The following is a 13,773-nucleotide window of genomic DNA, read 5'->3' as shown; positions in this document are numbered from 1 at the left end:
AACGGTTATTGCCGCATTGAACAACCTATATATGCTCATGCAGGAGCATTATTTGTCTCGTTAAAGACCGAATAGCGCGTTCGCCCTGTCGGTCGACCAGCCAGCTAGATCAAGTTGAAAATCCACCTTGTTGCTGGCTGCCCTGAAGCTATCGAAGAAATTCAACAAAGCATGCGTGCGTTCGAAACACTCTTCAAATGAGAACGTGTACCGGTTCGATAGGAAAGCAAGAAGACGCCCTCGCTGCGCTTCGCTCATCACTGGCGCGTTGTCGATGTCCCTTGCAGAGTGGGCGCTGAAACCGCGAAGCATTGATTGCCCATAGGCCACGACACGCTTGCCAAGGAGCGCCGGCGGGAATGCGGCCTTTGAGCCTATCGTGATCAGACCATCTATTGAGGCGGCAAACGGATCGGAGCCGAACTGGCGCAACTCGGCAGGCATCGCCACGAAGTTGTCAAAAGAGTTCTCGAGATATCCGTCGAAGGCGCTCTTGTCACCATTGTCCAAATGGTAGGTCGCCGTCGCTACCCAACCCTCTGGGAGATCGCGCAAAACGCGCGGCGCAAACTCGTCGGTCAGCACATAACCATATCCACCAGCGACCAGAATGCTGTCTTCCGGCTGATGAGCTATGATCGCGACCCTTCGGCCCTTCGCCTTCTCCGAGATCCTGGCCTCGAAGTATGCCGCCGCGTCTTTGGTGGCCGACATTTCTCGGTGCACCTGTGCGAATCTGGCGGAAACTGCGATCGCATCCTCGTCTGGCACTGATGATTCCAGAATGTGTTCGATCTCGGTTTCCAGCACGGAATTCACCTGGTGGCCGCCTGCATCGAAATAGAAATTGTCACGTCCGTTCCAACGCGACAGGGGACCACGCTCAAAGAAAAGGGTCTTTTGGGCACCGAAGACCGCCTGGACCAGGCTATTCTGCGTGGGACAGATCACGATGTCGGGGCGAAAGTCAGCCTTGATTTGCCTCAGGAGTGACCGCAGAACGGCGAGCCTCTTCCCTTTGCCACTGAACAAATCTCGAGCGTAAGCGGCACGATCGTAGTCATAAGGCTCAACGATAGCCGCAGAGTCGATCGGATAGCGCCCAATTGATGGCAGGCCGCCATGTTTCAGCCAGTTGTTGTATTCTTCGAGGAGTGCGGGGCTGGTAGCGAGCGCGTATGAAACGTCTTCCCGCCGATTCACATTGATGATGCATCGAAAGCAATTGATCAACGGTGTGAAGTAGATCGGATTCGCGCGGAAAACCGCCGGCTCCATGTAGAACAGTATTCTCACTAGTTCGCCCCCTTCCATACCGGCGGCGCAATCGACCAGCATGGTTGAGCGATTGATAGTTGGTCAACGTCTTGTTGGTCAACGGACCGACCGGAATCCCGGATCGTTGCTCACTGCATATTAACTAGCGTTGGTAAAGGCGCTGAAAGTGGCCGGTTTGTGACCCTCGCCACTTCCCAAAGACGTTCAATTCGCCCTATGTTGCACGGAAATTGGAAGGCGTTGCAGGGAGTGTCAATGGCTGGGAAAGCAGCAATCGTATTGGGGAACAGCCATTTGTCGTCGGTTGTTCTCCAACTCAAGGATCGACCTGGCGAGGTCTATGGCGGCGATGAATCGCTCCAGTACTTCGTATTTGACACAGTGCGTATGGGCGCAAACTTTCAATTCTCTGTCGACTCCGGAGGCGGCAACTACCGCATTAACCCGGAAATTCTGGGCCTTGTAAACAGCCGGGTACCTGAGGGTCTTGAGAGGATTTACATCTCAATGTTTGGGGGCAACGCGCACAACGCGCTGACGCTCTTGGAGCATCCGAGGCCGTTCGACTTCATTCTTCCAGAGCGCCCTAACCTTCCAGTCGAACCTGGCAGAGAACTCGTCACCTCGAGCTACATCAATGCCTTCTTGAACAAGATGGCGGCGGTCGCTGTGCTCAACATGGCTGCGCTTAGACACTCGGTTTCAGAGGCGATCTACCATTTTGAGTCACCGCCACCGGTTGGCGACAATCGCTTCATTATGGATAATCTCGAAGGCTATTTCATCGAACAATCGAATAACCCTCAGATCGCACCAATATATCTACGGTACAAACTCTGGCGGATGCATTCTATTCTGATCAGTGGCTTCTGCGCGCAAGCCGGGATAGAGTTTCTGCCATCGCCTGCGGAAAGTCTTGATGCCGCAGGTTTCATGAAGAGTGAGCATGCTCGGGACTCGACGCACGCCGGAGCCTCGTATGGGGGACTGATCCTAAAGGATCTCGAACGACGGCTGGGCTCGAAATACGGCGGATGGCAGTGGCTCTAAAGACGGATTGACCAGATGAAAACCCCATACCACGGACTGCCCGCGTTCACCCGTTGGAGCAAATCTGTTGCAGAACCGTCCTATCCGGACGTCGATCCGGTCGTGGCGTTCCCTTGGAAGATCACGGGTGCCGACAAAGTGGCGACTGCCGGAAGCTGCTTCGCCCAGCACATTGCGCGCCACCTGAAAAGCAACGGCTTCGACTACTACGTCGTCGAGGACGGTCACCCGCTTGGTGACGACGCGCAGCGGGCGCAATTCAACTACGGTATGTTCTCCGCCCGCTACGGGAACATCTACACGACACGCCAACTCACTCAATTGTTCAAGCGGGCCTATGGTTCGTTCAAACCTGTCGAGGACTTCTGGACGAACGAGACCGGCAGGTTTGTCGATCCGTTCCGCCCAAACGTCGAGCCCGACGGCTTTGCTTCGCTGGCCGAGATGAAGGCCGACCGCCAGCAACACCTGAGCAAAGTTCAGGAGATGTTCGAGAACCTCAGTGTTTTCGTCTTCACATTAGGGCTCACCGAGGCGTGGGTTGCGAAGACTGATGGGGCCGTCTTCCCGGTTTGCCCTGGCGTTGCAGGCGGGACTTTTGACGAGAGCAAATACGAGTTCCGCAATTTCGGGATAGGCGAAGTGATCGCCGACCTGAATGAGTTCCTCGATCTCCTTGCCGAGGTAAACAAGAGCGCGCGCGTCATCCTCACTGTGTCGCCGGTCCCGCTGATCGCCACGGCCGAAACTCGCCACGTGCTGGTATCTACGACCTATTCGAAATCGGTGCTTCGAGTGGCCTGCGAGGAAATCGTCAACGCGCATCCGCACGTCGAGTATTTCCCGAGTTACGAAATCATCACCGGATCCTACAACAGAGGCCGGTACTTCGCAGAGGACCTCCGTTCGGTAACGGAGGATGGAGTGGGCCACGTGATGCGGCTATTCCTAACGCATGTTGCCGACGGTGCCGGGGTGAAGAGCGCGCCCGCACCAGTCGATGATGGGCGTGACTTCCTGAGACGGATGACCGAAGTTGTCGAAACCGCCTGCGAAGAAGAGTTGATCGAAGCCTCGCTTACGAAAAGCGCATGACGCGGTTGATCTTGATGGTCGATAGCATAGCGGGTCTGCCCTTCTATTGATAAAGGAACGTTTGGGCGGGAGCTGCACGATGCAGCTCCCGTCAATCGACCGAGACTATCTCGGATAGGAGTTCCCCGTACACCTTCAGTTCTGCTGGGCCTGGGTGATTGATCCCGTTCGTTGACGCGGACGATCGGATGGCGAAACCGAAAACCGACTTCCCGGCTGGAGTTACCAAGTCAAGGATGGGAACGAACGCTGCCGATTCCTTCTTCGCCGCCTGCGCCAGATCTCTATTTGATTTTATCCAGGCATCAAATCTTAGGTCAGGATCCGTTCCCGGAATTACCGGGATGCCCATGACAATAGGTTCTGCGCCAAAGCTGCGGACCAAGCGAACAAGCTCGCGCACATTCGTTTCGAGCGAGGCGTCACCCAACTCATTCATACCAACCGAGATAACCACGACGTCTGGCTCAAGAGACTTAAGCGCCTCCAATCTCTGCGGATAAAGGGCGCCGGGGAGACTGTTCACCAAAGTGGGGCGGGACGTTGTCCCTCCAATGCCGAGGTTCCTATAGGCAACGGCAACCCTGTATGCTTCTTCCATCGCGCGCTTGAAGTGCCAGTTCCACCCGATGTGGGTGTGTATCGGCCCTGCGCCGTCGCCATGGTCAAACAGCGGTATCGCAGCAACAGTGTCCGCTTGAAAACGCCCGTTGTAGATATAGCCCTCAAGGACATCTCGCAGCTCGCCATCAGGTCGATACCAGTCGATCGGGGCTGGCCCACCTTGCGAGGTGATGCTGTCACCGTACCCGACTAGAGTAATAGCCTCACCGGCGCGCAGCTTCCGCAGCAAATGAGGCAACCTGCGCCGGGATTCCGCAACCCAGTCGGGCTCTAGAACGGTCTTAGCCGGAATGACATCGAAACCGTTCGAGCGGGTAACGAAAACATCCATAAGATGGATTGTCCCTGCAGGGATTGTGGGCTTGTACTCGGTCACGTCAGCACCGCGTTCGGCCCCGCTCGCCACGTCCACTTTGCCCGTCGCTGGGTCCCGGTAAATGGCGTCGTATCGGCTCTTCTCGCCGACGTAGGCGACTGTGACATCCACAGGCTCGTTTTCGCGCAGGCCTTTAATCCAGCCAGCGTCATAGTCGATCTGGTAGTCTTTTCCTTCGACGAGCCGTTCGCCAGTCGCGTTCTCTGTCACTATCGCGTCGGTGACGAACTGGAAGGACAGCGGCTGCTTCCAGCCAAACTGGAGAGACCTGACGTCACGCGCGCTCACCGCTTCTGGTCGCTGCAACTCTACGGTTGCCGACCCTAATACATCAGGCTCACGAACTGTCACCGTTTTCAACATTTCCAAGGCTTTTGAACCACGCGCGCCTTCAACCAAGCTGACAGTGAAAAATGCAGACACCACCAGCAAGGTGGCCTCTAAATAGCGCCTCAGCAAAAATGAACTCCTATGGTCGGCGTCTCGCCTCAGAACTCATATAGAATTCAAACACGAGCGCGTCATCTTTCCGCACTGGTGCACCTTGTTGTTGATCAAATCATGTTCACGCCATAAGTAGACGCGCGACAAAGGGGCTTTCTATGCGAGATACCGATGCGATTACCGACTTCCTGGAACGGCACCACATTGAAATTTACATCGTGCCGGTTGAAGGAATCGACAAAAACCCGAGGCACCCCCAAGCCCATTTCAAAGTTTGGATAGAAGGCCCGACGCACTCGTTCGATACAGAGCACTCAGTCCTTAAGGAGCGGCCGACCTTCGGAAAGCTGACGGTAGATCGCGTTGTCGAAGGTTTCGCCTACGCCTGCGCTCGGAGAGAAGGCCGAGATTTTGAGGCTTGGTTTAAGGAGGCTCCTTATCGCGACCTAGCCGTGGCGACCGAGCATGGAACCAGAGCTGCAGCCTGTACGACAGCATGAAGAAGCTGATACCAGAAAGCGATTGGGAAGATTTTCTTTCGTTCTCACCGCTGGCAGGCTGATCGCTACTTCAGTGAAAGACAGCCGATTTTGCCTCGATACCTGCCTCGATCTCCTCGAGGTCACGCTTATCCGGAAGAATCCGATAGCATTCATCTTCGCGTGGGATAGGGATCGCCAAGACGCTGGAAAGTTCGCATTCGTCCGTCACCAGGCTTAACAGGTTGACGATCCTGTAGTTGCGCTTGCGAAGGGCGACGGCCATCTCCAGGGAAATGCCGTCGACGACTGAAATAGCCCCTGTCAATGCCGACTGAAATCTCCCCAAAAGTGCCGAAGTAAAATTCCCCAATTATGCCGACGTCGACGGCATGGAGAATTGGGTATTTTTCGGCGGTCGTCCTCGTGGCCTTTGCGGCGGGGCGAATGCCGGCGGCGCAATGAGGGCTTTGGAGCGGACATGCTCCGGCATAAGTTCAGCATGCTGCCGCAACCGGTAGCTGGATCCTTCGATCTGCACGACAACGGCGTGGTGAAGCAGTCTGTCGAGCAGCGCCGTTGCGACGACAGGATCGCCAAAGACATCGCCCCATTCTGCAAAGCCGCGGTTTGATGTCAGGATCATTGCCCCTCGTTCGTACCGCGCATTGACGAGTTGGAAGAACAGATTGCCGCCCGAGACGACCGGCAGATAGCCGATCTCATCGACGATCAGCAGGCTTGGCCTGCAGAAGAAGCGAATGCGCTCCTGGAGCCGACCTTCCCGTTCGGAACGGGCGAGCGAACCGATCAGGTCAGCGAGCGTCGTGAAGTACACGCTCTTTCCAGCTTTCACGGCTTCGACGCCCAGCGCTGTGGCAAGATGGCTCTTTCCCGTTCCCGGTGGGCCGAGGAAATGAACTGCTTCGTGACGGTCGATGAACCCAAGCTGCGCCAGGGTAAAGATGCGATCTCGGTCGAGCGAGGGTTGGAACGTAAAGTCGAAGCCGGCTAGCGTTTTGATCGTTGCAAGCCTGCCCATTCGCAGGGCGGTCTTGATGCGGCTGTTCTCGCGCAGCGTCAGTTCCTCGGACAGGAGGATGTCGATGGCTTCAAGTGCCGATAGTTCACCGTGCTCGAGGCGGCGCACGACATGGTCGAGAGCTTCCAGCGCCCGTGGCATCTTCAGGCCGACGAGATCATGACGGATGCGATCGATCATGGACGGAATGGCATCGAGGGTCGCGCTCATGGGCGGTTCTCCTGTGCCAGGACTTTGCCCACAGCGTCGTAAAAGGCGAGGGATCGCTGAAGTACAGTGTCGCCGGCAGGCTTGACGATGATGGCGTCGTCCCGTGTCCTGGACCGATGTTGCGGCGCGGAGCGAAGGGTTCTATGCTCAGGATCAACCCGGCGCTGTTTACGACCCTCCAGGACAGGATGGGCTGCGATCAGGATGCCGTTCTCGAAGATGCGGACCTCGTCGGCGAGAGAATGGACTTCCACCATGCGGCTTCGTGTCGCATCCGGAACGCTGTAGGTGTTTCCGCCGACGCTGACCATACCTTCCCGCGACACGCGGCGCTCCAGCTTCAGGACGGATTTGAACGGGGCCAGCGGTAATGGTCGCAGGTGCGGCCGTTCCTCGGCGAAGGCTTCATTGATGACGCGCAGGGGCGTGGCGTGCTTCCTTGGATTGGCGACGGTATCCAGCCAGTGCCGAAGCTGAGCATTCAAATCATCGAGGTTACGGAAAGAGCGGGCGAGGAAGAAGTCTTCGCGAATATAACGGAATGGCCGCTCGACCTTGCCCTTGGTCTTGGCACGATACGGTTTGCATGCCTTGGGATGGAATCCGTAATGGCGCGCCAGGTCTATGAGGGCACGGTTATAGACGATGCCCTCTGTCTGGCCTTCACCGATGACGGCCGTCTTCATCCGGTCGTAAAGCACTTCCCGCGGAGCACCACCAATGGCCTCGAAAGCCGCCATATGGCAACGCAGGACGGTCGGTAGGTTCTGATGCATGACGAAACGCGCCCAGATGAGGCGGCTATGACCCAGCACCATCGAGAACAGCCAGACGATCCTCGGCATCATCGGCTCGTCGGTGAAAACGACGTGGAACTGGGCGAAGTCGACTTGGGCCTGCTCTCCGGGCGGCGTCTCGAAACGAACTTCGAAGCCCTGACTTGCAGCAGGGCGCACATCACGGAGAAAATCCGTCACCGCCGTGTAGCCGCCGGTATAGCCCCGCTCCTCGAGCGTCTCGCAGCAGCCGTCGTCCGCTATAAACCGGGATAGGATTTGCCATCCGCTCCCGCAGGTATGCAGCGAACGGGTCGATAACCGTTGCCCGAGGCTTTCTTGGACCATAGGCCGGAGCCTCGAGGCCCCGCTCAATGTATTTGCGCACCGTCTTGCGATCGATGCCCGTTTCTCTGGAAATTGCCGACACCGTCAGGCCTTGCTGATGCAGATCCAGGATCATGATCGTCTCCCCCAGCTTGATCACCAAAAGTCCCCTCTTCCGACCATCGGAAGGAGTATCGGCGATGACGCGCCGCCGGTCTTCCGGGGCGCGCCCCGGAAGACCGGCGGCCGCAGCACCTGGGGAAGATTCAAACGGCACTAATGGGGAGTATTCATCCGGTATCGACAGCCCCCGAAAGGCCCGGACATGCTCCCCCATTTAGCTAAGTGGTAGGAGTAATGTTGGTATTATGACTGGTAGCAATTTTAAGATGGAAGTTCTGTCCGGTCCCGAGCGCCGCCGTCGCTGGTCGACGGCCGAAAAGCTGGCCATCGTTCAGGAGACGTATGAAGGGGATGCGACGGTCAGCATCGTCGCGCGGCGTCACGGCATCCAGCCGAACCAGTTGTTCAATTGGCGCAAGCTTGCAGCGCAGGGAGCGTTCACCGCAACCGCATCGCAGGAAGACGTCGTTCCGGCATCCGAATATCGAGCCCTTCAGAACCAGGTCAAGGAACTGCAGCGCCTGTTGGGCAAGAAGACGATGGAAGGCGAAATCCTCAAGGAAGCGCTTGAGATCGCCACCGGCCCAAAAAAACACCTGTTGCGCTCGCTGTCATTGCCGAAGGGCAGTTCGCGATGACGGCGGTGTGCGAGACTTTGGGTGTCGCCCGATCAAACATTGCAGAGCGCGTGAAGCAAATCCCTTCCAAAGCCCGTGGGCGACCGCCGCTTGCTGATCAGGGCCTGGTGGATGAGATCAAAACGATCATCGCCGATATGCCGACCTACGGCTATCGCCGGGTTCACGCCATTCTGCGCCGAAACGCCAGCAACGATGGCCGTTCCTGGCCAAACGTCAAACGCGTCTATCGGGTGATGAAGGTGCACGACCTGCTCCTTCAGCGCCATACTGGTGCGGCTGAGGATACCGTCGCCACGACGGCCGCGTCGCTGTGGAGCACTCGAACCTCCGTTGGTGTTCGGACGGATTCGAAATTGGCTGCGACAACAGAGAGAAGGTGCGCGTTGCCTTTGCCCTCGACTGCTGTGACCGCGAGGCCATTGCCCACGTCGCCACCACTGAAGGCATCAAGAGCGCGGACGTTCAGGACCTTGTCATCACCGCCGTCGAGAACCGCTTCGGTCGCATCAACGCCCTTCCAAAGCCCATCGAATGGCTGACTGACAATGGCTCGTGCTTCATTGCGAAGGACACGAAATCGCTGCTGCTGGATATCGGGATGGAGCCTTGCTCGACACCCATTCGCAGCCCGCAGTCAAACGGAATGGCGGAAGCCTTCGTCAAAACCTTCAAGCGCGACTACGTCTCGGTCAATCCCATTCCGGACGCCGAAACCGTCATCGCCCAACTGCCCTTATGGTTCGAGCATTACAACACGCTTCACCCGCACAAGGCTTTGGGATATCGATCACCGCGCGAGTTCATAAACCGTCAAACAGAAACCTGATCCTGTCCGGTCTTTTGGGGGCAACTCCAAATGCCGTCGACGACGAAGACGGGAGCGCACGAGTTCAACAGCTCTTCCACGAGCTTCGGATCGCAAGACGGGTGGCCCTCTGTCGGGATCCTGATCAGCGAGACCGGGCGGGTTTCCAACTCGGCGATCGAGCCTTCTGGCTGCTGCAGATATCGCTCCGCACCAACTAGAGTGCCGGCGTCGGCAATTGCATCACCCGGCAGCACGTAGCGAGATATCATGAGGTCAACCACCGAGTTGGGTATGCGGCGTCTCCGCCCCATTGATTTTTCGGTTGCAACGGTGATGTCGATCGCTTGCGAAGGTCCCGTGAGCTCATCGGGGAGTCCCGGACGAGCTCATTGTGAGGCGCTGATCCGTTGCGCATAGGCCCAGGGCATGAGGGCGTCGATGTCTTTGGCGAGGTGGCCGCTGGCGAGGCTGGTGAAGAGATCGCGCAGGTAGGCGTAGGGTTCAACGCCGTTCATCTTGCATGTGCCGATCAGGCTGGCAAATCGTGCCCAGTTACGGCCGCCTTCATCGTGGCCGGCGAAGAGCGCATTGCGGCGGTTCATGGCCGGACTTCTGATCGCGTTTTCGACCAGGTTGGAGTCGATGTCGACGCGGCCATCGTCGAGGAACAGACTAAAGCCATCCTGGCGTTTGAGCATATAGGCCATGGCTTCGCCGAGGTCGGACTTGCGCGAGACGCGTTTGGCCTGAGCGGCAAGCCAGGTGAAGAACTCGTCCACCAGCGGGCGGGACAGGTTCTGGCGGACAGCCCGGCGATGATCGGGATCACAACCGCGGATGCTGTCCTCGATCTTGTAGAGGGCGGCGATGCGCAACAGCGCCTCGTCGACGATGGGCGACCCCTTCTTCGGCTGAGCCTTAATCAGTTTTCTGCGGCCATGCGACCAGCAGAAGGCCAGTCGCAATGGATTGCCGCCCGTGCGTTTGGGCGTGGCGAGGTGGGAGTAGCCGCCATAGGCGTCCACCTGGATCGTGCCGTTGAAGCCGTCGAGGATTTCTGCGGCATATTCGCCGTTACGCCCAGGCCGATAATGGAACACCACGCCCGGCGGCGCAGGCCCATTCCAGCCACGGTCGTCGCGCAACACGGCCCAGAGATAGCCGGTCTTTGTCTTGCCGCGCCCGGGATCCAGCACCGGAGCCGTGGTCTCGTCGACATAGAGTCGTGAGCTACCCTGTTTCAGGACCACGGCCATGCGGTCGACCACCGGCGCGATCGCAGCACCCGTTCGGCCCATCCAATCGGCCAGGACCGTTCGGTCGATCGGCACTCCGTGTCGGGCCATGACGAGCGCCTGCCGGTTCAGCGGCATATGTTCGGAATGCTTGGACACGGCGATCTGCGCCAACAATGCCTCGGTCGGCCAGCTTCCCTCCAGCAAATGCGCCGGCGCTCTGGCCTGAACGACGCCCGTCCGCCCCTTGGGGCAAGCGTATTTCGGGCGGACCGTGACAATCACCTGATAGCGCGCCGGAATTTGATCGAGCCGTTCCGTCCGATCTTCGCCGATCCGAACCATGTTGCCGCAACCACAGGGACAGACAATGCTATCGGGCTCGATCACCCGCTCGACCCGCGGCAGGCCCTGCGGCAGTGCGCGCACCTTGCGTTCTTGCGAGGAGCGCTCTTTTCGGGATCGGCTGCGCTGGCTGCGATCTTTTCCTCGACGAAGGCGATCTGGGCCTGCGTTTCGGCAATCGCCGTCTCCAGGTCCTCCAGCGCCAGTTCCATCTGCGTCGGATCGAGCTTTTCCGATTTCGGCCCGAACTTCGTGCGCCGGTAGTCCTGAACCTGGATCTCCAGCTTCTCGATCAGTTCCTTCAGCTCGGTGATAAAGGCGTCCTTTTCGGCCACCACCGCCTGCTCATGCTGGCGTGCCGCACGCTCGACCGACAGCTCGAACTGCACCGCCGCAAAAGCCTTCACCACCTCCAAAGGAAGGTCCGGGAACTGGCTGAGATCGATGGGCTGTGACATGTGTCTTCATAACAAACCGAAGCAGAAAAGCCTAACAAAACAATGCCAAAACAGGGCGATTGAGTCATCCTGCCGCAGTCGGTGGCGTCACCCGTTGCGCCATCACCCGTCGCCAATCAAGCCCTTCGAACAAGGCTTCGTATTGAGCCCGAGAAAGACGCATCGTTCCATCCTGCACCTTGGGCCAGGCAAAGTTTCCCTGCTCCAAAACCTTGTAGATCAGCACCATTCCGGTGCCATCCCATACCAGGATTTTCAAACGATCCCCGCGCTTCGACCGGAAGATCACGGTCACCCCGGAATGCGGATCAAGCTTCAACTCGGTCTGCACCATCAAGGCCAGCGCCTGATGGCCACAGCGGAAGTCCACCGGCCGCGTCGCGATCAGGATCGGCAAGCGTTGGCCCGCGACGATCATGCCGTCCCTCGCATCGCGCGCACCAAGGCTGCAACCCGATCAACCGGCACATCGCCGGGAACCCTCATCACAAGGTCTGCGCCTATTTCTATCGTCACGATCCGCGAAGCGGACGCGACCGGATCCGGTGTCGGCAAAGTATCGGTAGCCGTCTTCGGCTCCGTCGTAAGCGCCAGTGGCACAAAGGCGGGTTCGATAGGCCCGTCCGCAAACGCCGGCACGGCCGTCATCAGTTCAGCAGGCAGCGTCAGAAGACCCTGACGCGCCTGCCGCCGCCAGTCTGAAAGCTGATGCGCAGCGAGATCATAAAGACGCGCAACGTCAGCGACCCGAACTCCAGGCTGAAGGCTCTCCGCAACAATCCGCGCTTTCACGGCGTCGGGCCAGCGTCGGTTCCCCCGACGAGGCTCAACAACATCGCATCGCCCGACAAATCCATCACCGCCATCCGTCATGCCAAATCTCCAGCTCTTGCCGAAAATCTTCTGGCAGAAAGGCAGAAACCTCAATGGTCACAAACACGCAAAATCAATGGGATGGAGGCGGCGCATACCGAGTTGGTGAACTCGACCAGATTGCTCTCTTCCATTTTCGATATGCGCTCGACTATGCCCAAACCCGAACTCCAATTGGTGTTGGGGCACCATAATCGAACATTATCGGGCTTGCCAGTGCATGGTGTTGGCCGAGACATCGGATGTGTCGGCCGTGACTTCGTGGTAGGCCACCAAATCGCCACTGGTCTGCAGGAGGAACCTCACAGGATTGTTGTTGGCGCTCCAGCATTTGAATTGTAAGCGGTGCATTGACCCCGTCTGGCGATAGCGGTGGATCGGGCTTATTCGTGTGAGCTCAGGGAATGAGCTTGGTATGAATTGCTATGTCTGAACCTATGTCCGAACATAGAACGTTCCATATGATCGAAGCCGTTGCGGGTCGCCTGGAGGGCGCGCCGCGAGAGGTTCGACGTTGGTCAAATGAGTTGAAGGCTCAGGCGGTAGCCGAAAGCCTGGAGCCAGGTGCGCGCGTTTCTGCGATAGCGAGGCGCATAGGGATCGACCCATCGCAATTGTTCACGTGGCGGCGCAATGCCCGACTGAAAGCGGAGGCTGTTGTTGATACGGCTCGGGGCGAAAGCTCCACCGCGGACATCATGATTGCGGATTTCGGATTAACGGGACAGCGATTCCGGTAAATCCCGGACAGTCGTTTCACTAAATCGCGGACAGTCTTGCGGGATCGACTTTCGTTCGCCTGGTTGATGTCATTTGTTATTGATTTCGGCGTTTCGCATTTCGGTCAAGAGCGAGGATTGCTTTTGCTTCCTCATGCTATCGCCTTCGAGCGCAATTCGGTGAGAGTTGTGAACGATGCGATCGAGGATGGCGTCAGCGATAGTTGGTTCCCCGATCATCTCGTGCCACTGCGCCACGGGGAGTTGGGCGGTGATCAGAGTTGATTTCCTGCGGTAGCGCTCTTCGAAGATTTCCAGGAGATCCAGCCGCTGCTGATCGCTGAGCGCATGGGTTCCCCAGTCATCCAAGATGAGCAGTTGAACACGTGCGAGCTTGTCGACCAATCGAGGGAACCGACCGTCGAGGCGCGCCAGGGCCAAATCCTCGAAGAGACGAGGCATCCGGACATAGAGAACGGAATAATCGAGGCGGGCCGCCTGCCGTCCGATGGCACAGGCAAGCCAGGTTTTGCCGGTTCCCGTTTGTCCGGTCAGGATCAAGTGCTCATGGGCTTTGAGCCATTCACCTTGTGCCAGGGAGAGAAGCTGTCTGCGGTCAAGGCCGCGATGGGCGGCGAAGTCGATGTTCTCGATGCAAGCGTCGGGGAAGCGCAGTTTGGCGATTGCAAGCCGGTTGGTCAGGCGCTTGTCACCGCGCACAGCCATCTCCCGGTCGAGCATCAGACCCAGCCATTCGTCGCGGTTGAGATCGATGCCCTCGGGCTGATTGGCCAGTTCACGATAAGCTGCTGCCATGCCGGATAGACCGAGTGCGTGCATCTGGTCGAGGGTTGGATGTGTGAGCATTCA

General features: G+C 58.0%; 12 protein-coding genes and 3 pseudogenes. 5 read left to right on the top strand and 10 right to left on the bottom strand.

Annotated elements, in window-relative coordinates; translation table 11 throughout:
- Positions 1-60 precede the first annotated feature (60 nt).
- Positions 61-1,296, bottom strand: coding sequence for a hypothetical protein (locus ACN9MO_RS20835; protein WP_425987569.1), 1,236 nt, complete (start codon positions 1,294-1,296; stop codon positions 61-63).
- A 237-nt stretch (positions 1,297-1,533) separates the two neighbouring features.
- Between ACN9MO_RS20835 and ACN9MO_RS20830 the strand changes: the two genes are divergently transcribed.
- Together ACN9MO_RS20830 and ACN9MO_RS20825 are read left to right on the top strand one after the other, a co-directional pair.
- On the top strand, positions 1,534-2,328 hold the full coding sequence (locus ACN9MO_RS20830) for a hypothetical protein (protein ID WP_425987567.1): 795 nt from the start codon (positions 1,534-1,536) through the stop codon (positions 2,326-2,328).
- A gap of 15 nt (positions 2,329-2,343) precedes the next feature.
- Positions 2,344-3,423: a GSCFA domain-containing protein gene (locus ACN9MO_RS20825; protein WP_425987565.1), complete on the top strand. Its 1,080-nt coding sequence runs from the start codon at positions 2,344-2,346 to the stop codon at positions 3,421-3,423.
- Between the two features lie 91 nt (positions 3,424-3,514).
- On the opposite strand, the gene ACN9MO_RS20820 is transcribed toward ACN9MO_RS20825, so the two are convergent.
- Complete coding sequence (locus ACN9MO_RS20820; RefSeq protein WP_425987563.1) at positions 3,515-4,882, bottom strand: SGNH/GDSL hydrolase family protein; 1,368 nt, start codon at positions 4,880-4,882, stop codon at positions 3,515-3,517.
- Between the two features lie 143 nt (positions 4,883-5,025).
- On the opposite strand from ACN9MO_RS20820, the gene ACN9MO_RS20815 reads away from it, so the two are divergent.
- Entirely contained in the window at positions 5,026-5,367 is a 342-nt protein-coding gene (locus ACN9MO_RS20815; RefSeq protein ID WP_425987561.1) for a hypothetical protein, read from the top strand.
- Positions 5,368-5,437: 70 nt separating this feature from the next.
- On the opposite strand, the gene ACN9MO_RS20810 is transcribed toward ACN9MO_RS20815, so the two are convergent.
- The 3 genes and pseudogenes from ACN9MO_RS20810 to istA all read right to left on the bottom strand — a co-directional run bounded on the left by ACN9MO_RS20810 (position 5,438) and on the right by istA (position 7,861).
- Positions 5,438-5,674, bottom strand: coding sequence for a hypothetical protein (locus tag ACN9MO_RS20810; protein ID WP_425987559.1), 237 nt, complete (start codon positions 5,672-5,674; stop codon positions 5,438-5,440).
- A 45-nt stretch (positions 5,675-5,719) separates the two neighbouring features.
- On the bottom strand, positions 5,720-6,598 hold the full coding sequence (gene istB / locus ACN9MO_RS20805) for an IS21-like element ISRel3 family helper ATPase IstB (RefSeq protein WP_425987557.1): 879 nt from the start codon (positions 6,596-6,598) through the stop codon (positions 5,720-5,722).
- A pseudogene (gene istA / locus ACN9MO_RS20800) lies at positions 6,595-7,861 on the bottom strand (IS21 family transposase). The gene istB (ACN9MO_RS20805) and the pseudogene istA overlap by 4 nt, the downstream one beginning before the upstream one ends.
- 208 nt (positions 7,862-8,069) lie before the next feature.
- On the opposite strand from istA, the pseudogene ACN9MO_RS20795 reads away from it, so the two are divergent.
- Positions 8,070-9,291: pseudogene (locus ACN9MO_RS20795) on the top strand (IS3 family transposase).
- On the opposite strand, the gene ACN9MO_RS20790 reads toward ACN9MO_RS20795, so the two are convergent.
- The 4 genes and pseudogenes from ACN9MO_RS20790 to tnpA form a co-directional block, all read right to left on the bottom strand.
- Positions 9,276-9,542, bottom strand: a complete 267-nt coding sequence (locus ACN9MO_RS20790) for a hypothetical protein (protein WP_425987555.1) — start codon at positions 9,540-9,542, stop codon at positions 9,276-9,278. The pseudogene ACN9MO_RS20795 and the gene ACN9MO_RS20790 overlap by 16 nt on opposite strands.
- Positions 9,543-9,659: 117 nt before the next feature.
- Positions 9,660-11,311: pseudogene (tnpC, locus tag ACN9MO_RS20785) on the bottom strand (IS66 family transposase).
- 64 nt (positions 11,312-11,375) lie between these two features.
- Positions 11,376-11,729, bottom strand: a complete 354-nt coding sequence (gene tnpB, locus ACN9MO_RS20780) for an IS66 family insertion sequence element accessory protein TnpB (RefSeq protein ID WP_113475423.1) — start codon at positions 11,727-11,729, stop codon at positions 11,376-11,378.
- Positions 11,726-12,184 carry an IS66-like element accessory protein TnpA gene (tnpA, locus tag ACN9MO_RS20775; RefSeq protein ID WP_112994997.1) on the bottom strand — a complete coding sequence of 153 codons (459 nt, stop codon included), beginning with the start codon at positions 12,182-12,184 and terminating at the stop codon, positions 11,726-11,728. Before tnpA ends, tnpB begins: the two co-directional genes overlap by 4 nt.
- Before the next feature lie 425 nt (positions 12,185-12,609).
- Here tnpA and ACN9MO_RS20770 point away from each other — a divergent pair, with 425 nt between their 5' ends.
- Positions 12,610-12,924: a transposase gene (locus ACN9MO_RS20770; protein ID WP_425987552.1), complete on the top strand. Its 315-nt coding sequence runs from the start codon at positions 12,610-12,612 to the stop codon at positions 12,922-12,924.
- 69 nt (positions 12,925-12,993) lie between these two features.
- Here ACN9MO_RS20770 and istB (ACN9MO_RS20765) read toward each other — a convergent pair whose 3' ends face one another.
- Positions 12,994-13,770 (bottom strand): IS21-like element helper ATPase IstB, encoded by a 777-nt coding sequence (gene istB, locus ACN9MO_RS20765; RefSeq protein WP_425987550.1) that lies wholly within the window; start codon positions 13,768-13,770, stop codon positions 12,994-12,996.
- Positions 13,771-13,773: the final 3 nt, after the last annotated feature.

This window comes from Ensifer sp. R-19, from assembly GCF_049905105.1.
Classification (GTDB): Bacteria; Pseudomonadota; Alphaproteobacteria; order Rhizobiales; family Rhizobiaceae; genus Ensifer.
Note: the sequence above shows the minus strand (reverse complement) of the source record. Positions and strands in the feature narration are given on the sequence as shown.

Excerpts from the sequence above, each read along its gene's own strand:
- ACN9MO_RS20830 (WP_425987567.1), top strand. The coding sequence starts at position 1,534 with ATGGCTGGGAAAGCAGCAATCGTATTGGGGAACAGCCATTTGTCGTCG.
- ACN9MO_RS20825 (WP_425987565.1), top strand. The coding sequence starts at position 2,344 with ATGAAAACCCCATACCACGGACTGCCCGCGTTCACCCGTTGGAGCAAA.
- ACN9MO_RS20815 (WP_425987561.1), top strand. The coding sequence starts at position 5,026 with ATGCGAGATACCGATGCGATTACCGACTTCCTGGAACGGCACCACATT.
- istB (WP_425987557.1), bottom strand. The coding sequence starts at position 6,598 with ATGAGCGCGACCCTCGATGCCATTCCGTCCATGATCGATCGCATCCGT.
- ACN9MO_RS20790 (WP_425987555.1), bottom strand. The coding sequence starts at position 9,542 with ATGATATCTCGCTACGTGCTGCCGGGTGATGCAATTGCCGACGCCGGC.
- tnpB (WP_113475423.1), bottom strand. The coding sequence starts at position 11,729 with ATGATCGTCGCGGGCCAACGCTTGCCGATCCTGATCGCGACGCGGCCG.
- tnpA (WP_112994997.1), bottom strand. The coding sequence starts at position 12,184 with ATGACGGATGGCGGTGATGGATTTGTCGGGCGATGCGATGTTGTTGAG.
- ACN9MO_RS20770 (WP_425987552.1), top strand. The coding sequence starts at position 12,610 with ATGTCTGAACCTATGTCCGAACATAGAACGTTCCATATGATCGAAGCC.
- istB (WP_425987550.1), bottom strand. The coding sequence starts at position 13,770 with ATGCTCACACATCCAACCCTCGACCAGATGCACGCACTCGGTCTATCC.